18 protein-coding genes and 1 pseudogene are annotated in these 22437 nt (G+C 68.0%); 4 read left to right on the plus strand and 15 right to left on the minus strand.

The window, feature by feature from the left end:
• Positions 1-6: 6 nt before the first annotated feature.
• The 9 genes and pseudogenes from JCM7685_RS19010 to JCM7685_RS19050 all read right to left on the minus strand — a co-directional run bounded on the left by JCM7685_RS19010 (position 7) and on the right by JCM7685_RS19050 (position 9124).
• Complete coding sequence (locus JCM7685_RS19010) at positions 7-1071, minus strand: quaternary amine ABC transporter ATP-binding protein (RefSeq protein WP_074971270.1); 1065 nt, start codon at positions 1069-1071, stop codon at positions 7-9.
• A gap of 75 nt (positions 1072-1146) precedes the next feature.
• The gene (locus tag JCM7685_RS19015; RefSeq protein WP_074971272.1) at positions 1147-1998 is read right to left on the minus strand and encodes a glycine betaine ABC transporter substrate-binding protein; all 852 of its coding nucleotides are present in this window, start codon (positions 1996-1998) and stop codon (positions 1147-1149) included.
• Between the two features lie 265 nt (positions 1999-2263).
• A pseudogene (locus tag JCM7685_RS19020) lies at positions 2264-3023 on the minus strand (IS5 family transposase).
• A gap of 72 nt (positions 3024-3095) precedes the next feature.
• Positions 3096-4040, minus strand: a complete 945-nt coding sequence (locus JCM7685_RS19025) for a LysR family transcriptional regulator (RefSeq protein WP_074971312.1) — start codon at positions 4038-4040, stop codon at positions 3096-3098.
• A 22-nt stretch (positions 4041-4062) separates the two neighbouring features.
• The gene (locus JCM7685_RS19030; protein WP_100526164.1) at positions 4063-5409 is read right to left on the minus strand and encodes an NAD(P)/FAD-dependent oxidoreductase; all 1347 of its coding nucleotides are present in this window, start codon (positions 5407-5409) and stop codon (positions 4063-4065) included.
• A complete protein-coding gene (locus tag JCM7685_RS19035; RefSeq protein ID WP_074969803.1) occupies positions 5409-6908 on the minus strand; it encodes an aldehyde dehydrogenase in 1500 nt (499 codons plus the stop codon). The genes JCM7685_RS19030 and JCM7685_RS19035 overlap by 1 nt, the downstream gene beginning before the upstream one ends.
• Before the next feature lies 1 nt (position 6909).
• Complete coding sequence (locus tag JCM7685_RS19040) at positions 6910-7827, minus strand: dihydrodipicolinate synthase family protein (protein WP_074969805.1); 918 nt, start codon at positions 7825-7827, stop codon at positions 6910-6912.
• Between the two features lie 352 nt (positions 7828-8179).
• Positions 8180-8821, minus strand: coding sequence for a TetR/AcrR family transcriptional regulator (locus tag JCM7685_RS19045; RefSeq protein ID WP_100526165.1), 642 nt, complete (start codon positions 8819-8821; stop codon positions 8180-8182).
• Positions 8822-8824: 3 nt separating this feature from the next.
• Positions 8825-9124, minus strand: a complete 300-nt coding sequence (locus JCM7685_RS19050) for a GntR family transcriptional regulator (protein ID WP_074971324.1) — start codon at positions 9122-9124, stop codon at positions 8825-8827.
• Positions 9125-9195: 71 nt separating this feature from the next.
• Between JCM7685_RS19050 and JCM7685_RS19740 the strand changes: the two genes are divergently transcribed.
• Entirely contained in the window at positions 9196-9540 is a 345-nt protein-coding gene (locus JCM7685_RS19740) for a hypothetical protein (RefSeq protein ID WP_145981088.1), read from the plus strand.
• Positions 9541-9688: 148 nt separating this feature from the next.
• Here the strand turns inward: JCM7685_RS19740 and pta are convergent, their stop codons facing one another.
• From pta to JCM7685_RS19075, 5 genes are all read right to left on the minus strand, one after another.
• Positions 9689-10657, minus strand: coding sequence for a phosphate acetyltransferase (gene pta, locus JCM7685_RS19055; protein WP_074967964.1), 969 nt, complete (start codon positions 10655-10657; stop codon positions 9689-9691).
• Positions 10658-10662: 5 nt separating this feature from the next.
• The gene (locus JCM7685_RS19060; protein WP_074967962.1) at positions 10663-11679 is read right to left on the minus strand and encodes a YeiH family protein; all 1017 of its coding nucleotides are present in this window, start codon (positions 11677-11679) and stop codon (positions 10663-10665) included.
• A gap of 739 nt (positions 11680-12418) precedes the next feature.
• Positions 12419-14197: a sulfoacetaldehyde acetyltransferase gene (xsc, locus tag JCM7685_RS19065; RefSeq protein WP_074967959.1), complete on the minus strand. Its 1779-nt coding sequence runs from the start codon at positions 14195-14197 to the stop codon at positions 12419-12421.
• A 17-nt stretch (positions 14198-14214) separates the two neighbouring features.
• Positions 14215-15867: a GMC family oxidoreductase gene (locus tag JCM7685_RS19070; protein ID WP_074970521.1), complete on the minus strand. Its 1653-nt coding sequence runs from the start codon at positions 15865-15867 to the stop codon at positions 14215-14217.
• A gap of 74 nt (positions 15868-15941) precedes the next feature.
• Positions 15942-17249, minus strand: coding sequence for an MFS transporter (locus tag JCM7685_RS19075; protein ID WP_074970523.1), 1308 nt, complete (start codon positions 17247-17249; stop codon positions 15942-15944).
• 220 nt (positions 17250-17469) lie between these two features.
• Between JCM7685_RS19075 and JCM7685_RS19080 the strand changes: the two genes are divergently transcribed.
• The gene (locus JCM7685_RS19080) at positions 17470-18234 is read left to right on the plus strand and encodes an IclR family transcriptional regulator (protein ID WP_074970525.1); all 765 of its coding nucleotides are present in this window, start codon (positions 17470-17472) and stop codon (positions 18232-18234) included.
• Between the two features lie 19 nt (positions 18235-18253).
• Here JCM7685_RS19080 and JCM7685_RS19085 read toward each other — a convergent pair whose 3' ends face one another.
• A complete protein-coding gene (locus JCM7685_RS19085; protein WP_074970527.1) occupies positions 18254-19282 on the minus strand; it encodes a LacI family DNA-binding transcriptional regulator in 1029 nt (342 codons plus the stop codon).
• A gap of 207 nt (positions 19283-19489) precedes the next feature.
• Between JCM7685_RS19085 and sauS the strand changes: the two genes are divergently transcribed.
• Together sauS and JCM7685_RS19095 are read left to right on the plus strand one after the other, a co-directional pair.
• The gene (gene sauS / locus JCM7685_RS19090; protein ID WP_074970529.1) at positions 19490-20899 is read left to right on the plus strand and encodes an acylating sulfoacetaldehyde dehydrogenase; all 1410 of its coding nucleotides are present in this window, start codon (positions 19490-19492) and stop codon (positions 20897-20899) included.
• Positions 20896-22422 (plus strand): AMP-binding protein, encoded by a 1527-nt coding sequence (locus tag JCM7685_RS19095; protein WP_074970531.1) that lies wholly within the window; start codon positions 20896-20898, stop codon positions 22420-22422. Before sauS ends, JCM7685_RS19095 begins: the two co-directional genes overlap by 4 nt.
• Positions 22423-22437: the final 15 nt, after the last annotated feature.

Genomic DNA, 22437 nt, shown 5'->3' on the forward strand with positions numbered 1-22437 from the left:
CCCTCCTCAGGCCGCGCGGGCGTCGGGTTCGCCCCGCACGCCCAGCAGCAGGTTGCGGATGGTGACGACGCCGACGACCCGATCCGCCTCGGTCACGGCGACGGCGTCGCTGCCGTTCTCGGTGATCCGGCCGATCAGCGCGTCGATGTCCGCATCGGCGGCGCAGCGCGGCAGGCCGCCCGCCTCGCCCGGCCATTCGGCCACGGGCACCATCACCGAATGCGCCTTGACCAGGTGCAGCCGCGAGATGCCGGCGACGAAATCGGCGACATATTGGTCGGCCGGGTTCATCACGATCTCTTCGGCGGTGCCGGTCTGGATGATCACCCCGTCCTTCATGATGGCGATGCGGTCGCCGATGCGGATCGCCTCGTCGAGATCATGGGTGATGAAGACCGCCGACTTGCCCAGGTCCTTGGTCAGCTGCCGGAACTCGTCCTGCAACTGCCGGCGGATCAGCGGGTCTAGCGCGGAAAACGGCTCGTCCATCAGGATGATCTCGGGGTCCGAGGTCAGCGCCCGCGCCAGCCCCACTCGCTGCTGCATGCCGCCCGACAGTTCCGACGGGTAGCGCAGCTTCCAGTCCGACAGCCCGACCTTGTCCAGCGCGACCTCGGCGGCGCGGTTGCGTTCGTCCTTGGGCACGCCCTGAACCTCCAGCCCGAAGGCGGCGTTTTCCAGCACGTTGCGCTGCGGCAGCAGGGCGACGGACTGGAAGACCATGCCGATATGGCGGGCGCGGGTATCGCGCAGGGCGGCGGCGTCCATGGCGGCGATGTCGCGGCCCTTGACCAGGACCTGGCCCAGGCTCGGCTCGATCAGCCGGTTCAGCAGCCGGATCAGCGTCGACTTGCCCGAGCCCGACAGGCCCATGATGCAGAAGATCTCGCCCCGCCGCACCTGGATGCTGGCTTCCGAGACCCCGACCACACAGTTGTATTCCCGGAGCACCTCCTGCTTGCCCAGGCCCCGCTCGGCGATGGCGCGGATCGCCTCGCCCGAGCGGTCCCCGAACACCTTCCATACCGATCGGCAATCGATCAGAACATCCGTCGCTTCATCATGCGCCATTACCCACGCCTCCCTGTAACGTCATTCGAATGGACGAACGGGCGATCCGATCCCGGACCGCCCGTCCGCGCAGGTTCAGTAGGACTTGATGTTTTCCCAGCGCTTCAGCAGGTCCTCGTGCAAGGCGGTCCAGTCGGCGACGGCCTCGTCCATGGCCTTGCCGTCGTTCACCGCCGCGTTGATGCGGGCGATGTCGACCAGCGGCACATAAACGCTGGCGATCACCTCGCGCGCCTCGGGATTGGCTTCCGAGAAGCCCTTCTGGCCGATCCAGTAATAGCCCTGCGGCGGCGCAAAGATGCCCTTGGGATCGGCCAGGAACTTGGTGTCGAACTTCAACGCCATCCAGGTCGGCTCCCACAGGGTGACGGCGATCCAGTCCTGGCGGTCGACGGCGGATTTCAGCGCCGCGGTCATGCCGGCGGTCGAGCCCTCGATCAGCTGCAGCTTCAGCCCATAGGCATCGACCGCATCCGCGGCCTCGCGCATCAGGCCCGAACCGGGCTCGATGCCGATGATCTTGCCGCCGAACTTGTCGGCGTTATCGTTCAGCTGCTCGATCGAGTCGATCGGCACGTATTTCGGCACCGCGATCGCCTGGTAGAGCCCGTGCGAGACCGGCGAGATCTTCTCCAGCCGGTTCTTGTTCTTGTTCCAGTAGTCCTGGGCGACGTAATCGGTCTGCGAGGCGATGACCTGGATGTCGCCCTTGGTCAGTGCCGCATAGGCGATGCCCCATTCCGAGAACTCGGTCACCTCGACGGTGAAGCCCTTGTCCTCGAGCACCTTCTTGGTGATGCCGGTGATCGGCGTTAGGTCCTCCCAGATGATGGTGCCCATCTTGATCGTCTTGTCCTGCGCCATCGCCGGCGCGGCAAGCCCAAGCGCCACGGCGCCGGCAAGAAGTGCGTTGAAAAGTCTGCGCATGAAGTCCTCCGCTGTCGTCTGGATTTCCGGCCGGTGCCCGGGCGACGGACACGGCCTGCCGTCGCCGCGGCGACTGCCTTGGCCGGTTGCCCGAACCCGTCCCGTGACGGGCAAGAAGGGGAAGAAAAGTTCGTCAGGACGCCCCGTCATCCTTGACAAGGAATTTATCCCGCGGCCACCGATTCCGGGCAAACGAGAATTTGCTTCGGCGCGGCATTAGTAAATCTGTGGGAGCGCCCGAACCGCCCCTAGGTTCTTTGGACATTTACCTGATCCATAGGACGATTGCTGCGATGGTGACGACAGCAAGGTAATTTCTGGCGGTTTTCTCGTATCGTGTGGCGACCCTTCGGAATTGCTTGAGCCTTGAGAAGCAACATTCGATCAACTGCCGTTGTGCGTAGAGATGCCGGTCGAGCGGATACTTGCGGGCGCGCGACGGGTTGTTTGGAATAACGGCGACAGCCCCTTTCTGTGCAACCGTCTCGCGCAGGCGGTCGCTGTCATAGGCGGTGTCGGCCATGATAACCTCGGCGGGCAGGTCTGCGATCAGGGCTTCGGCCTGCGGCGCATCTCCTCGCTGCCCGGCGGTCAGGGTGAAGCGGATCGGGCAGCCAAGGCCCCGGACGGCCATGTGGAGCTTGGTGCTCAGGCCGCCACGGGATCGGCCAAGGGCCTGATCTTCAGCCCCTTTTTTGCACCGGAGGCGTGTTGATGGGCGCGGATGATGGTGCTGTCCACGATCAGGTATTCAAAGTCTGCGTCATCCGACATCGCCGCGAATATCCGCCACCAGATCCCTTGCAGCTCCACCGGCTGAAACGGCGGAACATGCTGTTCCACGACCCGAACACGTCGGGCAGGTCGCGCCACGGCGAACCCGTCCTCACGATCCACAGAACCGCCTCGACGAACATGCGATTGTCGCGCCCGCTGATGCCGCGCGTCCGCTCATCCCCGATGATATGCGCCGAAAGCCGGTCCCATTGCCCGTCCGACAGCACAAGCCGATCCAACACTCCCATCGCAAACCTCCATGCAACGGGAAACTTGAATCACCCCTTCAGACAAAAAGAAATCCCAAGAGTCCAAAGAACCTAGACCGCCTCGGCCCGCAAGGTTGCCAGCACATGGGCCACGAACCCCGCAACCCCCGGCCGCTTCATGGATTTCTGCTTGCAATTCAGGAAATTGCCTCGCCCGGCGGTGATCGGGGCAGGATGGGCAAAGACCAGGCGCCCCTGCGCCACCGGCGCCTGGACCATGTGATGCCAGCCCAGCATCACCCCCTCGCCCGCCAGCGTCGCCGCCATCAGCAGGCTGACCTTGTTGGTGGAAAGGCTCGAGGGCGCCTTGGCCCATTCCGCACCCTGGGCGCGGAACCATTCGGCCCAGCCCAGCGGCTGCCAGCCGATGGCGTCGGCGCTCCAATGCCTGTCGTGCAGATGCAGCAGGTTCACGCGGTTCAGGCTGCCGGGGTCGTCGAAGGGGCCGTGCCGCGCCAGGAACTCGGGCGTGCAGACCGGCTGCGCGATCTCGGGGAACAGGAAATGCAGTTCCTCGCCGACCTCGCAGCGGTCGTTGCCGCACAGAAAGGCGATGTCCACATCGGCATAGTTGCGCAAGGTGTCGTCCGCATCCGAGGCCAGCACGACGAAGCCCACCTCGGGATTGGCGGCGCGGAAGCTGTCGATCAGCGGCTGCAGCCAGAACAGCGACATTCCGTCGGTGGCCGAGACCGTCACCACCTGCGGCCCCTCCTCCCCCGCCAGCAGCGAGACCGCGGCGCTGATCGTGTCCAGCCCGGCGGTGACGGCGGAAAACAGGCCTGCGCCCTCCGGCGTCAGTTCCAGCGCATTGTGCTTGCGGACGAACAACGGCACCTCCAGCGCCCGCTCCAGCAGGCGGATCTGCTGGCTGACGGCGCCTTGCGTCACGTTCAGCTCCTTGGCCGCGAGAGTGAAGCTCAGATGCTTGGCCGCAACCTCGAAGGTCGCGAAAGAGCCCAGCGACGGCAGGTAGCGGCGCTTGATCGGCGGCATGACTTTCTCCTTGTATCGGGGGTCATTCTAACCTCGCCTTCCATTCTTTCCATCGCATATAGGCGTTTGCGCCGATTGTGTCGAAGGGATGGGGTGGCAGTCGGGCGGGTTCGGCTTCGGCGGCGAAGAATTCCGTCACCGCGCTTTTGCGCCCGCAGGCGAGCTCGGCCGCGCCGATGCCGGTCAGCGTGCCCCGCGCCGTGCCCAGCCCGTTCTGGACGCAGGCCGCGTAAAGCCCCGGTTCCAGCTCGCGCATCACCGAGACCGCGTTCCGCGACAGGCACAGATGCCCCGACCAGGCATGCTCGAAGCCGATCCCCTTCAGCATCGGGAAGCGGACGTCGAACTTTCGCCGCATGATCGCCACCAGCCGCGACAGGTCGCGGGCGCTGGTCCGCATCCCGGGCCGGTAATAGCCGCCCTGCCGGATCACGATGCGGTGGCCGCCCTGCGCGGGGCCGATGCGGCGCACGGTGGTGCCCATCGGATCGGCCGGCGTCGCGCCCCAGCATTCCTGGCCGCCAAGCGCGCGGATCGCCTCGGGCGGCAGTTCCTCGGTCATGCAGGCGTTCAGCATGATGTGCATCAGCCGCCCGCGCTTGAAGCCGAAGCTTTCCAGATGGCCGTTGTTGGCCAGGATCAGCCGCTGCGCCAGGATCTCGCCCTGCGCGGTCGCGACCCGCCAGCCCTGCGCGCCGCTTTCGAGGCGCAGCACCGGCGCGTTCTCGTAGATCCGCACGCCGGCGCGCTCCAGCCCGGCCGCCAGCCCCTGCACATAGCCCGCCGGCTGGATCATCGCCGTGCCCGGGGTATAGAGCCCGCCCTGGTAATGGTCCGAGCCGGTGATCTCCTTCATCTGCCGGGCGTCGTAGAGCTCGTGCGCCTCGCCCATCCGGCGCAGGTGCGCGGCATAGCTGACGTTGCCGGCGATCCCGGCGGCCGAGGCGGCGGCGTTGATCTTGCCCGCGCGCTGGAACCAGCCGCGCGGGATGTCGTATTCCTCGACCGCCGCGTCGGCGAAGTCGATGGCATGGCGGTTCAGCCGCGTCAGCTGCCGGTCGTGGCCGTCGCCCGCGCCGGCATAGTCCGACGAGGTCAGCTCGTGCGGCAGGTCGATCATGAAGCCCGAGTTGCGCCCGGTGCCGCCTTCCGAGATCCGCGCGGCGTCCAGGATCGCGACGTCCAGCCCCGGGTCGATCTGCTTCAGGCGCCGCGCGGCGGACAGCCCCGCGAAGCCCGCGCCGACGATGGCGATGTCGCAGCCCGCGGCGCCCTGCAGCCGCGCGCGGGGCGCGGCCGGGGGCAGGATCGCGCTCCACCCGGCCGGGCCGTTGAAGACCGGGGTGCGGATCGCGTCATGCCGGGCCATCAGTCGCCCGCCGCATGGTCGGTGAGGTCGATCCAGATGGTCTTGAGCTGTGTATACTGGTCATGGGCGTGGATCGAATTGTCCCGCCCGCCGAAGCCCGATTGCTTGTAGCCGCCGAAGGGGGTGGTCACGTCGCCCTCGCCGAAGCTGTTGACGGTCACCGTGCCGGCGCGCAGGGCGCGGGCGCCGCGCAGCGCCCGTCTGCCGTTGGCCGAGAAGATCGAGGCCGCCAGCCCATATTCGGTGTCGTTCGCGACCGCGATGGCCTCGTCGACGCTGTCCACCACCACCACGGTCAGGATCGGGCCGAAGATCTCTTCCACCGCCAGTTTCGAATCGCGCGCGGTTTCCACGACGGTCGGCTCGATGAAGCCCGGCGCGACGATCCTGCCGCCGAACAGGATATTCTCGGATTGCGCGGCTTCCAGATAGCCGGCGACCTTGTCGAAATGCGCCTGGCTGACCAGCGAGCCGACCCGGATGGCCGGGTCCAGCGGATCGCCGACAAGCCAGGTCGCGGCCTCGGCCCGGACCTTGTCCAGCAGCCGGTCGCGGATGCCCCGCTGCACGATCAGCCGCGAGCCGGCCGAGCAGTTCTGCCCCATGTTCCAGAAGGCGCCGTTGACGACATGCGCCGCCACCGCCTCCAGGTCCTCGGCATCGTCCAGCACCACGCAGGGGTTCTTGCCGCCCAGCTCCAGCACCACCTCCTTGAGGTTGCTGTCGGCCGAATAGTTCAGGAACCGCCGGCCCGTGGCGGTCGAGCCGGTGAAGCTGACCATGTCGACGTCGGGGTGCCGGCCCAGCGGCTCGCCCACCGCGGAGCCCGAGCCGGTGACGATGTTCAAGACGCCCGCCGGCAGCCCGGCCTCGGCCGCCAGTTCCGCGACGCGCAGCGTGCTGAGCGTGGTCTCCGCCGCCGGTTTCAGCACCACCGAACAGCCCGCGGCCAGCGCCGGGCCGATCTTCCAGGCCAGCATCAAGAGCGGGAAGTTCCAGGGCAGCACCAGCCCGACGACGCCCACCGGCTCGCGCACCACCATCGCGATATGGCTGGCCGAGGCCGGCGAGACCTGGTCGTAGATCTTGTCGATCAGTTCCGCGTGCCAGCGGATGACATGGATGGTTTCCGGCACATCGACCGTCTCGCAGTCGAAGATGGTCTTGCCGGCGTCCAGGCTTTCCAGCACCGCCAGGTCGCGGGCGTGTTCCTGCATCAGCGCGGCGAGGCGCAAGAGCGTTTCCTTGCGCTCGCCCGGATGCAGCTTGGACCAGCGCCCGTCCTCGAAGGCGGCGCGGGCGGCCGCGACGGCCAGGTCCACGTCCCGCGCGTCGCAGGCGGCGATCTCGGCCAGCGCCTCGCCGGTCGCGGGGTTGGTGGTGGTGAAGGTCTTGCCCGACAGCGCCGGCCGGAAGCCGCCGTCGATGAAGGCCTGCGTCGGGAAGGACAGCCCGGCCGCGATGGCCTTGTATTCGGAAGTGCCGAGAAGGTCGGTCATGTCATTCCCCCTCGACGATGGCGGCGACGGCGGTCTTCAGCGTCGCGATCACCGCTTCCAGCTCGGCCTTTTCATCGGCGTTCAGCCCCTGCAGCGGCGGGCGCATCGGCCCGGCGCGCAGCCCGGCGGTCTCGACCCCGTGCTTGACGCATTGGATGAACTTGCCGCCCTGCTCCAGCACGCCCATCAGCGGCATCATCGCGGTCATGATCCGGCGGCCGGTGGCGAAATCGCCGCGCACGGCGCAGGCTTCATACAGCGCGACATGCTCCTCGGGCAGGAAGTTCGAGCCGGCGCAGATCCAGCTGCGCGCGCCCCAGGCAAAGAATTCCAGCGCCTGGTCGTCCATGCCGCAGCTCATCTGGATGTTCGGATAGTCGCAGGCCAGCGTGTGGATGCGGTTCACGTCGCCCGAGCTTTCCTTGATGCCGACGACGTTTTCCGAGGCGCCGACGATGTCCAGGAACGCGCGCCCCATGCTGACGCCCATGCGGCCGGGGTAGTTGTAGAGGATGACCGGCAGGCCGGCGGCGCGGTCGATTTCCAGCGCATTGGCGGCGTTCTCGGCCTCGGTCGGCACCGAATAGGGCGGCGTCGCCAGCAGGATCGCATCGGCGCCCATCGCGCGCGCGCCTTCGGCCAGCGCGATGCTGTCGGGGGTGCGCATGGCGCCGGTGCCGACGATGACCGGCAGCCGGCCGGCGCTGCGCTCGGCGATGAAGCGGGCCAGCTCCAGGCGTTCCTCGACGGTCTCGGCATAGTTCTCGCCGGTCGAGCCGCCCGAGATCAACCCGTGCACGCCCCCCGCGACCAGATGCTCGACCAGATCGGCCAGACCGTCGAAGTCGATGCCGCCGTCGGCGTGGAACGGGGTGATCAGCGGCGTGTAGATGCCTTCGAGCTTGAATGTCGGTTTCATGGCGCGGCCCTCCTGTGCGCGGCCCCCGCCGGGGCCCTTCGCCATCTTTGGTAATCTCCGACGGAACACCCCCGCAAAGGAGAATGTTCAGCGACATCGCATTAGGAAAACTGGGGGAAAAGCGGCAAGACTGGACATTTTCTCATTTATTCTAATGCGAAGCAGAAAGGAAAATCGCACAAGGATCCGAGAAACGCCGTTCCCCCGCATAGGGTAGAAATCAATCTCGGCCCTGCTGCCGCGTCATTTCCATATCGGCTTCGCACCGGCCGTGAATGCCGATGCGGTCCCGCCATCATGAAATGAAACACGATTCGCGAAATCGACGACGCCAAGCGGTCCATCCGCCGTTTCAGTTTGCGGCAATATCCGGGCCCGGAAGACCCGGATCCGCAACCCCGCCCAGCAGCATGTCCCGGAAGGCATCGCCGATCTCGGCCGGGCGCAGCGCGCCTTGTTCGCGATACCAGAAATAGGCGCAGCCGGTCATGCCGTCGATGGCCAGCATCAGCAGATGCGTATCGACCTCGGGTCGGATCAGCCCGGCCTCTTTCGCATCGTCGATCAGGCTGCGGACGCTGTCTCGATACCGTTCGGCGGTGGCGGCAAGGCGGCTGTAACTGCCCGACCCCAGGATCGCGCGTTCCTGCCAGGTCACGGTGAACAGGTCCTGGTGACGCGCGACGACCGCGATCCGGCCGCGCATGAAAAGACGCATCCGCTGCTCGGGATCCGCGGTCGCCGCCTTGACGTCCTCAAGTTGCCGCAGCAGCAGCGCGCCCGTGATCCCCACGATCGAGAGCAGCAGCGCTTCCTTATTCGGCCAATGATGATAAAGACCAGGCTTCGATAAACCGACGGCTTGCCCGGCCTCGATCATCGAGACGGCGTTGAAACCGCGCTGACGAAAAAGCGCGGCGGCGGCGTCGATGATCCGGGGACGGATGCCGCCCGCCAGATATTCGTCAAGCCCAAGGGGAACGGCTTCCGGCAAGGCCTATGCCTTTCGCGACCGCGAGCGGCTCTCTGCCGGAGCCGGGTCCGCAACCGGCCCGAAATCATGGACCGAGGCCTCGATCTGAGCCCGCTGGACCAGAAAGGCGAACACCCGGTCCGAGAACAGGCGGATATGCTGCTGGCTGATCTCTTGCAGCCGCCGGCCGTCGCCCTGCCGGATCAGATCGATCATCTCGACATGCTCGCGATAGACCTGCATGTAATAGCCCTCGAAATCATCGCGATTGCGGCTGGCGCTTCGAAACATCAGATAGCTGAGACGGATGCTGAAATTCAGCATCGTCAGGACCTATAAACACGGTTGATGCGGGTTGGGTGCCGTGACTCAAGTTCCCGCCACGGGGAGGGATCATGGGCGAGCTTTTCTGGCTGACCGATGCACAGATGGTGCGGCTTAGCCTGCAGGGCGGGGCACCGCCACCAAACCGATGGCACCGCGCCGACCTTCGACCACTGCCAGAAGCGCGCTCGGGCAGCAGTTCCGGCAGAGTCATGCGCGCCAGTTCGACCTTTTCGACGACGACCGGCAACCGCGCCTGCTGTTCCGCGACGTGGCCGCGCGCCGTCGCCGCGGCGCGTTCCAGGCGGAACTCTACGGTCCGGGAGCACCCGCCGGCCTGCGCGATCTACCAGCGCAGGACCGGGACAACCGGCCGACACATCCTGCTCCACGCCATTGCCGCCCCGATATTCTGACCGGTCGTCTGTTCCTGTGCTGCGCTGTCCAACCAAAGTGAATCCATAACGACTTTGGCGCAATATGGCACGGACTGGTTGCCAAAAGGTTTAGCATCTCGCCTTGTCAAAATGCAGCCGCAAAATACACCGAAACCTTCAGATTACACTACATTTTTTCTGATTTGGCCTGGATTGCGGTTATTGCTGCGGCGTCGACGATGTCCTGGACGGAGCATCCTCGTGAGAGGTCGTTGGCGGGTTTGGCGAGGCCCTGCAGGATCGGGCCGATGGCCTTCCAGCCGCCCAGGCGCTGCGCGATCTTGTAGCCGATGTTGCCCGCGGCCAGGTCGGGGAAGACATAGACGTTCGCCCGGCCCGTCAGCGGGCTCGCCGGCGCCTTCTTCGCCCGGATCTCCAGGTCCAGCGCCGCGTCGAACTGCATCTCGCCGTCCACCTCGAGATCCGGCGCCGCCGCCCGGATCAGCGACACCGCCTCGCGGATCCGCCCGAGGCTCGGATGGTCGGCGGAACCGGCGGTCGAGAAGCTGAGCAGCGCCACCCGCGGCACCTCGCCCAGGATCCGCCGGCAGCTCTCGGCCGCCGAAAGCGCGATGGCGGAGAGCTCGGCCGCGTCGGGCTGGATCACCAGCCCGCAGTCGGAAAAGATCAGCCCGTCCCGCACCGGCGCATCCTCGCGCCCCGGCAGCATCAGAAAGAAGCTCGACACGATGCCGGCCTTCGGTGCCTTGCCGATCACCTGCAGCGCCGCGCGCACGGTGTCGGCGGTGGTCGCGACCGCGCCGCCGACGGTGCCGTCGGCCTGCCCCAGCCGCACCCGCATCGCCGCCTGGCGGATCGGGTCACGCATCTCCTCCAGCGCGCGGCCGGCCGTCATGCCCTTGGCGGCGCGGATCTGGTGCCATTTTTCGGCGAGTTGGGGCAGGTCCGGGGCCTCGGCCGGGGCCAGGGCGGTCACGCCGGGCAGGTCGGGCCCGTCCATCAGCGTGATCCGCGCCAGACCCTCGGCCGCCAGCCTGGCGGCGGCCTCGGCGACGCGGGGGTCGCGGCCCTCGGGCAGGACGATGTGGCGGTCCAGGCGCTTCGCGGCCTGGTAGATGCGGTGCAGCGGATCCATGCGTTTCATCCCAGGAAATGGAGGCCGGCGACGACGAAGACGCCCAGAAAGACGGTCTCGGCGACGATGAGGCCGATGGCGCCGGTGCCGACCTCGAGCATCTTGCCGAGCGAGGTCTTGATGCCCACCGCCGCGATCGAGATCAGCAGCGCCCAGCGGCTGAGCTGCCCGGCCAGGTCCGAGGCCCAGGCCGGCACCAGCCCGAAGCTGTTGAGCGCCGCCAGCGCCAGAAAGCCCAGCACGAAGCTCGGCAGCAGGGGCGGCGCCTTGCCGCCCTCGGTGTCGGCCAGCCCGCGCGAGCGGATGACCAGCGAGAAGCACAAGACCACCGGCGCCAGCATCGACACCCGGATCAGCTTGACCAGCGTCGCCGTCTCGCCCGCCTCGGGGCCGATGGAAAAGCCCGCGCCCACCACCTGCGCCACGTCGTGGATGGTGCCGCCCAGGAACACGCCGCTGTCGCGCGCCGTGAAGCCGAAGGCGTTCGACAGCATCGGATAGACCACCATGGCCACGGTCGACAGCACCGTCACCGACAGCACCGTGAACACCAGGTCGCGCTCGGACTTCTCGTGCTTGGGCAGCACCGCCGCGATCGCCATCGCCGCCGAGGCGCCGCAGATCGCCACCGATCCCCCGGTCAGCAGCGCGAAGCGCCAGCTGCGGCCGACGAAGCGGGTGGCGAAGAGCGCGAAGAGGATGGTCAGCACCACCCCCGCCACCACCAGAACGATCGAGCGCGCCCCCAGCGCCGCCAGCATGTCGACCGAGATGCGCGCGCCCAGAAGCGCCACCCCCAGCCGCAGCACCGTGCGCGCGGTGAAGGCGATGCCGGGCGCGGTGCGGGTGCCGTCCTCGGCCAGGAAGTTCAGCGCCAGGCCCAGCAGCAGCGCCAGAAGCATCGCCGGCGCGCCGTAATGGTCCGACAGGAATTGCGCCGTCGCCGCCACCAGCACCGAGACCGCGAAGCCCGGGAAGGCCTCGCCCAGCGTGGCGCGCGAAGGGATCAGGGTGGAAATCATCGTCCTCACCGGATGCAGGGATCGGGCCGGCGCGGCAGGGCGCAGCGCCGGGCGGTCGTTTCGGGGCCGGCCGCTTCGGGACCGGCCGGCGGGGTCTGCGCCAGGACCCGGGATCGGGACCCGGGATCAGGGCCAGGCGCCAGGGCCCGGCGGTGGGATCCGGCGGCCAGACCCGGCGGCGGTATCCGCCATCGGGGACCGGCGTCGTGGCCGGGCGTCGCGGCCCGCCGTCGCGGCCCGGCGTCCGGGGCGGGGCGCCAAGACACTCGGGCGCCGGTGTCCGCGGCCCGCCATCGGGGGCCGCTTCGGGACCGGCGTCGAGACCGGGCGCGCTGCCTCAGGTCCGGATCCGGGCCGAGCCTGCGGCCAACGCCCGGGCCCGGGCCTGGAGCCGGACACGGACCGGCCGTGGACCGGACATGGACCGGGCGCGAAGCCAGGCCCGAGGCGGCGGGGACCGTCGTCGCGGGTCCGGGCCGGCTGCGGTGCCGGCGTCCGGGCCAGGCCCGAGTTCCGGCGTCGCCGGCCAGAACCCGGCTTCCGGCGTCAGCCATCCGCGGCCGGGCGTCGCCGCCGGGCGGCCGGGGCCAGGTCCGGGATCGCGACCCGGGATCGGGACCCGCCGTCCGGGCCAGGCGTCGCCGCCGGGCCAGATCCGGGGCCGGACCGGGGCCGGACCGGGGCCGGACCGGGGCGGCGGCATCCGGGGCACGCCTTGCCCCGCCGCCGCCCGCGGCGCTCAGGCGCCCTGCTGCGGGCGCATGTCGGCCTTGTCGACGCCCGCCACCGGCACCGGCTTCTTCATCGCGTCGCGCCGGAAGGGCTCGCCCAGCTCCTGGTTCAGCAGCACCTCGATGAAGGTGGTCCTGCCCTCCTTCATCTGCCGCTCGACCGCATCGTGCAGCGCCGCCGTCAGCTCCTCGGCGCTCGACACCTGCACGCCCTCGACGCCGCAGGCCTTGGCGATGCCGGCATAGGTCGTGCCGCGGTCCAGCTCGGTGCCGACGAAGTTGTTGGCGTACCACAGCGTCGTGTTGCGCTTTTCCGCGCCCCACTGGTAGTTGCGGAAGATCACCATCGTCACCGCCGGCCAGTCCTTGCGCCCCACCGACACCATCTCGTTCATCGAGATGCCGAAGGCGCCGTCGCCGGCAAAGCCGATCACCGGCACGTCCGGATTGCCGATCTTGGCGCCCAGGATCGCCGGGAAGCCGTAGCCGCAGGGACCGAACAGGCCCGGCGCCAGGTATTTCCGACCCGCCTCGAAGCTGGGATAGGCGTTGCCGATGGCGCAGTTGTTGCCGATGTCCGAGCTGACGATCGCATCCGCCGGCACCGCCTGCATGATCGCCCGCCAGGCCTGGCGCGGGCTCATCAGACCGGCGTCGCGCTGGCGCGCCTCCTCGTTCCAGACCGTGCCCGGATCGTCGTCCTCGTGGTCCAGGCTCGACAGTTCCTGCGCCCAGCGGGACTTGGTGGTCGCGATCAGGTCGCGGCGCTCCTGCCGGCCGGCGTCGCCCGCGCCGGGGGCCAGCTGCGCCAGGATCGCGCGCGCCACCTTGCCGGCGTCGCCCTGGATGCCCACCGTCACCTTCTTGGTCAGCCCGATCCGGTCGGCGTTGATGTCGACCTGGATGATCTTCGCCTCCTTCGGCCAATAGTCGATGCCGTAGCCCGGCAGGGTCGAGAACGGGTTGAGCCGCGTCCCCAGCGCCAGCACCACGTCGGCCTTGGCGATCAGCTCCATCGCCGCCTTGCTGCCATTGTAGCCCAAGGGCCCCACCGCCAGCGGGTGGCTGCCCGGGAAGCTGTCGTTGTGCTGGTAGTTCGAGGCCACCGGCGCATCCAGCCGCTCGGCCAGCTTCGCCAGGTCCGGGATCGCGCCCCCCAGCACCACGCCGGCGCCCGACAGGATCACCGGGAACTGCGCCTCGCTGAGCAACTTCGCCGCCTCGGCCACCGCCTGCTCGCCGCCGGCCGGGCGCTCGAAGCGCACCACCTGCGGCAGGTCGACGTCGATCACCTGGGTCCACATGTCGCGCGGGATGTTCATCTGCGCCGGCGCCGAGTTGCGCCAGGCCTGCATGATCACCCGGTTCAGGACCTCGGGAATGCGCGAAGGATCGCGCACTTCCTCTTGATAACACACGCAATCGGCGAACATGCGCATCTGCTCCATCTCCTGGAACCCGCCCTGGCCGATGGTCTTGTTCGCCGCCTGCGGCGTCACCAGAAGCAAGGGCGTGTGGTTCCAGTAGGCGGTCTTCACCGGCGTCACGAAGCCGGTCACCCCGGGGCCGTTCTGCGCGATCGCCATCGACATCTTGCCCGTCGAACGCGTGAACCCGTCCGCCATCAGACCGGCGTTCGTCTCATGCGCCGTGTCCCAGAACGTGATCCCCGCCTTCGGGAAAAGATCCGATACCGGCATCATCGCAGAGCCGATGATCCCGAAAGCATGCTCGATCCCATGCAGCTGCAGAACCTTGATAAAGGCTTCCTCGGTCGTCATTCTCATGGCTGTTTCCTTTTCCTTCAGGCAGCTTTGTCGATACCGGCGCGGGGTCCCGCGCCGCCTTCGGCACGACGGTCGTCAAGGACCATCCGCGCCAGCTTGGCGCCGATCATCATCGCGGGCGCATTGGTGTTGCCCGAGACGATCTCGGGCATGATCGAGCAATCGGCCACCCGCAGGCCCCGGATACCGCGGACCCGCAAGCGCGAGTCGACCACGGCGCGCTCGTCCGTGCCCATGCGGCAGGTGCCGGTCGGGTGGTAGATCGTGGTCGAGTTTATCCGCGCCCAGTCCAGCACCTCGTCATAGCCCTGCACGTCGGCGGTCGGCCGGAACTCCTCGGAGATGGCGGATTTCAGCGGCTCGGTGCGCGCGAACTTGCGGGCGATCTCGATGCCGGCGACCAGCGTGTCGCGGTCAGTCTGGGTGGCAAGGTAGTTCGGCTCGATCAGCGGCGCGACCAGCGGATCGGCCGAACGCAGCGTGATGGTGCCGCGGCTTTCCGGCCGCAGCTGGCAGACCGACTGCGTGAAGGCCGAAAAGGGATGCACCCCCTCGCCCGGGCTGTCGGCGGACCAGGGCTGGATGTGGAACTGGATGTCGGGCGTGGCGAGGCCGGGCCGGGTCCGCAGGAAGCCGAAGACCAGGCTGGCCGCCATGGTCATCGGGCCGGTGCGGAACAGCGCGTATTCCAGCCCGATCCTGGCCTTGTTCATCAGGCTGCGCACCTCGTCGTTCAGCGTCGCCTCACGGCATTTGAACACCAGCCGGGCCTGCAGATGGTCCTGCAGGTTGCGGCCGACCTCGGGCGCGTCATGGGCAACCGCGATGCCGTGGTCGCTCAGATGCGCCGCATCGCCCACGCCCGAGAGCATCAGGATCTGCGGCGAACCGATGGCGCCGGCGCAGAGGATCACTTCGCGCGCGGCGCGGATCACCTGACGGCTGCCATCGGGGCGCCGGATCTCGACCCCGGTGGCGCGGCCGTCCTCGATCACCACGCGGCGCACCTGGGCCTTGGTGACCACGTCCAGGTTCTGCCGATGGCGGATCGGCTTCAGGAAGGCGGCCGCCGAGGAGCAGCGCCGGCCCTTGTTCACGGTCAGCTGGAAATGGCCGACGCCGTCCTGCACCGGGCCGTTGTAATCGGGGTTGTAGGGAATGCCGTTGGCCTTGGCGGCCTCGATCCACAATTCGCAGATGCGGCGGCGCAGGCGCGGGTCCGAGACCTGCAGGGGACCCTGCGTGCCGCGCCCCTCGCCCTCGCCGCGCTGGAAGGTTTCCAGTTCCTGAAACAGCGGGCCGACCTCGCGCCAGGACCAGCCATCGTTGCCCATCTGCGCCCAGCGGTCGTAATCCTCGCGCTGGCCGCGGACGTAGAGCAGCCCGTTCAGCGACGAGGACCCGCCCAGCACCTTGCCGCGCGGCCAGTGCAGCGAACGGCCGTTCAGACCGGGATCGGGCTCGGTCTCGTAGCACCAGTCGAAGTCCGGGTTGTGCATGGTGCGGAAATAGCCGACCGGGATATGGATCCAGGGGCTCGAGTCGCGGTTGCCGGCTTCCAGCAGGGTGACGCGGATCGCGGGATCGGCGGAAAGATGGTTCGCGACCACGCAGCCGGCCGATCCGGCGCCGACGATGACGTAATCCGCTAGGTCTGATGCTTGGCTCATATTGGCATCCTTTGCGGGCTCGCGCCCATGGTTCGGAAAGGGTGGGCCGGGCGGACCATGCCGCCCGGCAAGGCTCAGCGACGCTCGCGGCGGCCGATCAGCACGGCGCAGACGAACGAGACCAGCGCGGCGAAGACGACATAGGCGCACAGCCAGAACGGGTCGTTGTCGTTCGCGGCCATCAGCGCCGTCGCGATCATCGGCGTGATCCCCGAGGCGAAGATGCCCGAGAACTGATAGACGAAGGACACGCCGGTATAGCGCACGCTGGGGTCGAACAGGTCCGCGAACAGCGCCGCCTCGGGGCCGTAGCACATCGGGTAGACGATGCCGAAGGGCAGCGCGATCCCCAGGATCACCAGCAGCGGATCGCCGGTGGACATCAGCGCGAAGGCCGGAAACACGCTCAGCGCCAGCAGAAGCGAGCCGATGGCATAGGTGCGCGGCCGCCCGATCCGGTCCGAAAGCCGGCCGAAGAACGGGATGCAGACCACCATGACGATGGCGGCGCCGCAGACCGTCCACAGCGCGAAGGTCCGCTCCAGCCCGACGTATTTCGTCAGGTAGAGGATCGAGAACACCGCGAAGACGTTGAAGAACACGCCGTCGATATAGCGCGCGCCCATGCCCAGCATGACATTGGCCGGATAGCGTTTCAGCATGTCCACGAAGGGCAGGCCCTGGTCCTTGGCCCGCGATTCCGCCTTGGCCTTCTTGAACTCGGGGCTTTCGCCGATGTTGCTGCGGATCCAGGTGCCCAACACGACCAGGATGATCGAGGCGACGAAGGCCGCGCGCCAGCCCCAGGCCATGAAGGCCTCGTCCGGCATCATGGTCAGCAGCGCCATTACGCCCGAGGCCATGAACAGGCCCAGCGACAGGCCGATCTGCGGGATCGAGGCATAGAAGCCGCGCTTGTTCTCGGGCGCGAATTCATAGGCCATCAGCACCGCCCCGCCCCATTCGCCGCCGATGCCGATGCCCTGCGCCACGCGCAGCAGCAAAAGCAGGATCGGCGCCAGGATGCCGATCTGGTCGTAGGTCGGCAAGAGGCCGATCAGCACGGTCGCGCCGCCCATCAGCAACAGCGTGATGACCAGCATGGTCTTGCGGCCGATGCGGTCGCCGAAATGGCCGAAGATGACGCCGCCAAGCGGCCGGGCCACGAAGCCCACCGCGAAGGTTGCATAGGCCAGCAGCACCGAAATCGTCGGATCGTCCGCCGGAAAATACAGCTTGTTGAAGACGATACCGGCGACGACGCCGTAAAGAAAGAAATCGTACCATTCGATGGTCGATCCCACGAGGCTTGCGAATACGACCTTCTTGACGTCGTTTTCCCGGGCGCCAACCGTGTTGGCGCCAGCGGTTGTTACCGCCATGACATCCTCCCTGATGCTGCAGCATTGTTCGATTGTTCAGCTGTTCCCGGCAAACCCTCCTTTTGCCGGTGAGCGGAGGTTGCCTCATGCAGCCAAGCCATGTCAAAGTATTTTTGGGAGTCTATCTCTCATTTTTGAGAATTCATGCTGCGCAGCGGGCAGTTGGAGCCGCCCCGGCAACCATGTAGAGTCGGACCTGGAAACGACGGAAGAACCGATCATGACGAGCCTTCAGGACAAGTCCTCCCTGCCGCCAAGCTACCGGAATCTGCAGATTCTCGAGGTTCTTGCCAGCGAGGGGCGGCCCCTGACCGCGACCGAGATCAATGCCTCGCTGAACCTGCCGGTGCCGACCATCCACCGGCTGGTCGGCAATCTGGAAGCCGAGGGCTTCCTGATCCGCCATATCGACGGGCGCAGCTATCAGCCGGGGCCGAAACTGCGGCAGATGATGCAGGGCGTCATCCGCTTCTGGCACCAGGACCTGCCGCAGCGCGACGTGCTGATTCGGCTGAACCAGCGCCTGGGCGAGACCTGCAACCTGTCGATCCCGGACGGCGATGCGATGCTCTATATCGACCGGGTCGAGACGCAATGGCCGCTGCGCATCCAGCTTCACGTCGGCTCGCGCGTGCCGCTGCACGCCACGTCGGCGGGCAAGATGGCCCTGTCGCAGATCGACGACGGCAAGCTGGGACGCTATCTGAAACGCGCCGAGCTGCGGGCCTATACGGCGCAGACCCTTACCGACCCGGACCGGCTGCGCGAAGAGTTGCGCCAGATCCGGCAGCAAGGATATTCCAGCGATACCGGGGAATTCGTGCCGGGAATGATCGCCATGGCCGTGCCGGTGCTGGACCGTTCCGGGCAGCTGATCGCCACGGTGTCCTTTCACGCGCCGGTGCAGCGGCTGACCCTGGCCGAGGGGATGAAATACCTGCCCGACCTGCGCGCGGCGGCCGAGGAACTGGCCGAACTGATGTGATCCGGCCCCGCCCCGGCCGTCAGGGCCGGATCATCTCGGCGGCGATGCCGGTGCTGGCCCGCATGATCAGCTCCAGCTCGACGCGGCTGCGGATCATGTGATCCGGGTCGGATCGACCGATCATGGCGACGATCTCCTGCCCCGCCGTGGCGCCCAGTTTCCGCGCCGGGATCCGCACCGTGGTCAGCGCCGGCTCCATCTGCGCCGAGCCGGCGAAATCGCCGATCCCGATCACCGACAGGCTGGCAGGAACCGCGATCCCCAGCCGCGCCGCCGCATAGATCGCCCCCTGGGCGATCACGTCATTGGCGCAAAGCAGCGCGCTCGGCCGGTCCTCGCCGGCCAGCAGTTCCAGGCAGGCGGCCTTGGCCTGGGCGATGCTGTAGGGCACCTCGACCTGCCAGCGGTCCTGCAATTCGATCCCGGCAGCGCGGAACGCCGCCGTCGCCGCCGTCTTGCGGTCCCGCGCCCGGTCGTTGTCGAAGGTGGCGGGAAAGACCATGCCGATGCGGCGATGCCCCAGCGCGATCAGATGCTCGGCCGCCATCCGCCCCGCCTCGCGGTTGTCCACCCCGATGCAGGGCAGCGCCGAATCCGGCAGATAGTTCCACAGCGCCAGCAGCGGCACGCGCTGCTCGGCCATCAGCCGGAAGGTGCCGGCGCTGTGGTCCAGCCCGACCACGGCCAGCGCATCGACGCGATGCTCCAGCAGCTTGCGGACCAGCCGGTATTCGGCTTCCAGGTCATAGCCGTGCGAGGCCAGCAGCAGGGTAAAGCCCTGCGCGCTGACAGTGTCGTTGAAGGCCTGGACCACCTCGGCGAAAATGGTGTTGGCGACGGTCGGCACCACCAGACCGATGGTGGCGCTGCGCTTGCCATGCATGGCCTGCGCGGCGCGGTTGCGGATATAGCCGGACTTCTCGATCGCCAGTTCGACCTTCCGGCGAGTCGCCGGTTGCACCATATCGGGGTGGTTCATCACCCGCGACACCGTGGCCGGTGAAACGCCTGCAAGATTGGCGACGAAAACAATATCTGGCTTAATCATTGGATTTTCCGATGATATTTTCATCAATTATCATGTTCGATGAAAACAATTGCAAGACTGTTTTCATCGCCTAGGGTCGAAGATCACGGCGCAGAAGCAGCCGTGCCAGACCGACATTGCAGACATGGCGAAACCCGGGTCTCCGGGCTGCCGACCTATTCACCTTCCCGGCGGGCGGCCGCCGGGGCCAGGGAGCAAGTGACAGGCATGAACATCTCGAACGATATTCTTTCCGTCGACGCGGCGATGGCGCGGGCGCGGCGCGCGCAGGCCGGATACGAGGCCGGGGGCAGCCAGCGCCGCTATGACCGCGCGGCCCTGGCCGCCGGCTGGGCCATCATGCAGCCCGAGCGCAACCGGCAACTGGCCGAACTGGCGGTCCGCAGCACCGGGCTTGGCAATGTCGCCGACAAGATCGTCAAGAACCACCGCAAGACTCTGGGCCTGCTGCGCGACATCCGCGGCGCGGCCACGCATGGCATCCTGTCCGACGATCCCGAGACCGGCATCACCGAGATCGCCCGGCCCATCGGCGTGATCGGCGCGGTCGTGCCCTCGACCAACCCGGCGGCGACGCCGGCGAACAACATCATCAACGCGCTGAAATGCGGCAATGCCATCCTGCTGTCGCCCTCGCCCAAGGGCGTGGCCTGCTGCGAGACGCTGCTGGGCTTCATCCATGCCGAATTCGACCGCATCGGCGAGGACCGCGACCTGGTGCAGATGCTGCCGGGCCAGGGCAGCAAGGCCAAGACCCAGCGCCTGCTGGAGAGCGCCGACCTGGTGGTGGTGACCGGCAGCCAGGACAACGTGCGGCGCGCCTATGAAAGCGGCACCCCCGCCATCGGCGTCGGCGCCGGCAATGTCGCGGTGATCGTGGACGAAACCGCCGACCTGGCGGCGGCGGCAGGCAAGATCGCCGCCTCGAAGACCTTCGACAACGCCACCTCCTGTTCGTCGGAAAACGCGCTGATCGTGGTCGATGCGGTCTACGACGCCTTCCTGGCCGCGCTGGCGGCCGAGGGCGGCGCGGTGCTGCCGCCGTCCGAGGCGCCGGGGATCGTCGCCCGGCTCTGGCAGGACGGGCACATGAACCGCGAGATCATCGCCCAGGATGCCGAGGTGATGATCGGCAAGCTGGGACTGGCCGGCAAGGTGCCGCCCGGCACCCGGCTGATCGCGGTCGAGACCGAGGGCATCGGCCCCGACCATCCGCTGTCGGGCGAAAAGCTCAGCCGCATCGCCGCGCTCTACCGCGCCCGCGATTTCGGCCATGCGGCCGAGCTGGCGCGGCGCATCCTGCTGCATCAGGGCGCGGGTCATTCGGTCGGGCTGCATTCGCGCGACACCGGCCGCCCGATCTGGCTGGGCCGCGAATTGCCGGTCTGCCGGGTCATCGTCAACCAGGCGCATTGCTTCGCCACCGGCGGCGCCTTCGACAACGGGCTGCCCTTCTCGCTGTCGATGGGCTGCGGCAGCTGGGGTGGCAATTCCATCGACGCCAACCTGAACTGGCGGCATTTCATGCAGCGCACCCGTGTCGTGCGGCCGATCCCGCCGCGCGAGCCGGCGCTGGACGAGATCTTCGGCGACTACTGGCAGGAGGTCGGGCAATGAGGCTGGACCCGCACCACCCGCCGCAAGGCACCGTCCGCGACTGGCTCGACATTCGCGCCGCCGAGCGGGGCGACGCCACCAGCCACATCTTCCCCGGCGACGGCGGGGTGCTGACCTGGCGCGAGCTGCAGGGCGAGGCCGCCCGCATCGCCGGACACCTGGCCGGGCTGGGGCTGTCCTGCGGCGACAGCGTAGCGCTGATGATGCCCAATGGCCGCAATGCGGTGCTGGGCCTGTTCGGCGTGCTCTACGGCGGCTTTCGCGCCACGATGATCAACCTGGTCGCTGGGGCCGAGGCGGTCGGCTATGCGCTGTCGCATTCCGGCGCCCGGGCGCTGCTGCTGGATCCGGGCCAGCGCGAGCTGCTGGACAGCGCGCTGGCCGCCCATCCCGCCGAGCCTGTGGTGATCGAGGCCGGTGACGGCTTCCGCTGGCCCGCCGGCTGCGAACCGGCTGCGCCGCATCCGCATGGCGCGGGGCACGACGCGCTGCTGATGTATACCTCGGGCACCACCGGCCGGCCCAAGGGCGTGCTGCACAGCCATGCCAGCCTGCTGGCCGGCGGCTGGACCACCGCGCTGGCGCATGAGCTCTGCCCCGAGGACCGGGCGATCTGCGTGCTGCCGATCTATCACATCAACGGGCTTTGCGTGACCATCCTGGCGCCGCTGCTGTCGGGAGGCTCGGTGGTGGTTTGCGAGCGCTTCTCGGCCAGCCAGTTCTGGACCAGCTGCGAACGGCACGGGGCCAGCTGGTTCTCGGTCGTGCCGACGATCATCTCGCATCTGCTGCATGGCGAGGCCGAGCCGTCGCCCGACGCCCGGACGCGGCTGCGCTTCGGCCGCTCGGCCTCGGCGGCGCTGGCGCCCGAGGTGCAGTCGGGCTTCGAGCGCCGCTTCGGCATTCCCATCGTCGAGACCATGGGCCTGACCGAGACCGCGGCGCAGATCCTGTCGAACCCGCTGCCGCCGGGCCAGCGCAAGATCGGCTCGCCCGGCCGGGCGGTGGGCAACCAGGTCGCGATCCTGTCGCCCGACCTGCGCCCGCTGCCGCCCGGAGCCGAGGGCGAGATCGCCGTGCGCGGCGCCAATGTCATGCGCGGCTATCTGGGCGACCCGGACGCGACCGCCGCCGCGCTGACCGCGGACGGCTGGCTGCGCACCGGCGACCTGGGGCGGATGGACGAAGAAGGCTACGTCTTCGTCACCGGCCGCCTGAAGGAGCTGATCATCAAGGGCGGCGAGAACATCGCCCCGCGCGAGATCGACGAGGCGCTCTATACCCATCCCGACGTGATCGAGGCCGCGGCCTTTGCCCGCAAATGCGCCCGCTACGGCGAGCGGGTCGAGGCGGCCGTCACCCTGCGCCCCGGCTCGGCGCTGCAGCCGCCCGAGCTGATCTCGATCTGCGAGCAGCGGCTGGGAAAGTTCAAGTCGCCCGAGGTGATCCACCTGATGGCCGAGCTGCCCAAGGGCCCCTCGGGCAAGATCCAGCGCCTGAAGCTGGCGCAGCTGACGCAATAGCGCCCAAGGGGCAGG

It is taken from the genome of Paracoccus aminovorans (assembly GCF_900005615.1).
In the GTDB taxonomy this organism is placed as follows: domain Bacteria; phylum Pseudomonadota; class Alphaproteobacteria; order Rhodobacterales; family Rhodobacteraceae; genus Paracoccus; species Paracoccus aminovorans.

Excerpts from the sequence above, each read along its gene's own strand:
- JCM7685_RS19010 (WP_074971270.1), bottom strand. The coding sequence starts at position 1,071 with ATGGCGCATGATGAAGCGACGGATGTTCTGATCGATTGCCGATCGGTA.
- JCM7685_RS19015 (WP_074971272.1), bottom strand. The coding sequence starts at position 1,998 with ATGCGCAGACTTTTCAACGCACTTCTTGCCGGCGCCGTGGCGCTTGGG.
- JCM7685_RS19025 (WP_074971312.1), bottom strand. The coding sequence starts at position 4,040 with ATGCCGCCGATCAAGCGCCGCTACCTGCCGTCGCTGGGCTCTTTCGCG.
- JCM7685_RS19030 (WP_100526164.1), bottom strand. The coding sequence starts at position 5,409 with ATGGCCCGGCATGACGCGATCCGCACCCCGGTCTTCAACGGCCCGGCC.
- JCM7685_RS19035 (WP_074969803.1), bottom strand. The coding sequence starts at position 6,908 with ATGACCGACCTTCTCGGCACTTCCGAATACAAGGCCATCGCGGCCGGG.
- JCM7685_RS19040 (WP_074969805.1), bottom strand. The coding sequence starts at position 7,827 with ATGAAACCGACATTCAAGCTCGAAGGCATCTACACGCCGCTGATCACC.
- JCM7685_RS19050 (WP_074971324.1), bottom strand. The coding sequence starts at position 9,124 with ATGCTGAATTTCAGCATCCGTCTCAGCTATCTGATGTTTCGAAGCGCC.
- JCM7685_RS19740 (WP_145981088.1), top strand. The coding sequence starts at position 9,196 with ATGGGCGAGCTTTTCTGGCTGACCGATGCACAGATGGTGCGGCTTAGC.
- pta (WP_074967964.1), bottom strand. The coding sequence starts at position 10,657 with ATGGATCCGCTGCACCGCATCTACCAGGCCGCGAAGCGCCTGGACCGC.
- JCM7685_RS19060 (WP_074967962.1), bottom strand. The coding sequence starts at position 11,679 with ATGATTTCCACCCTGATCCCTTCGCGCGCCACGCTGGGCGAGGCCTTC.
- xsc (WP_074967959.1), bottom strand. The coding sequence starts at position 14,197 with ATGAGAATGACGACCGAGGAAGCCTTTATCAAGGTTCTGCAGCTGCAT.
- JCM7685_RS19070 (WP_074970521.1), bottom strand. The coding sequence starts at position 15,867 with ATGAGCCAAGCATCAGACCTAGCGGATTACGTCATCGTCGGCGCCGGA.
- JCM7685_RS19075 (WP_074970523.1), bottom strand. The coding sequence starts at position 17,249 with ATGGCGGTAACAACCGCTGGCGCCAACACGGTTGGCGCCCGGGAAAAC.
- JCM7685_RS19080 (WP_074970525.1), top strand. The coding sequence starts at position 17,470 with ATGACGAGCCTTCAGGACAAGTCCTCCCTGCCGCCAAGCTACCGGAAT.
- JCM7685_RS19085 (WP_074970527.1), bottom strand. The coding sequence starts at position 19,282 with ATGATTAAGCCAGATATTGTTTTCGTCGCCAATCTTGCAGGCGTTTCA.
- sauS (WP_074970529.1), top strand. The coding sequence starts at position 19,490 with ATGAACATCTCGAACGATATTCTTTCCGTCGACGCGGCGATGGCGCGG.
- JCM7685_RS19095 (WP_074970531.1), top strand. The coding sequence starts at position 20,896 with ATGAGGCTGGACCCGCACCACCCGCCGCAAGGCACCGTCCGCGACTGG.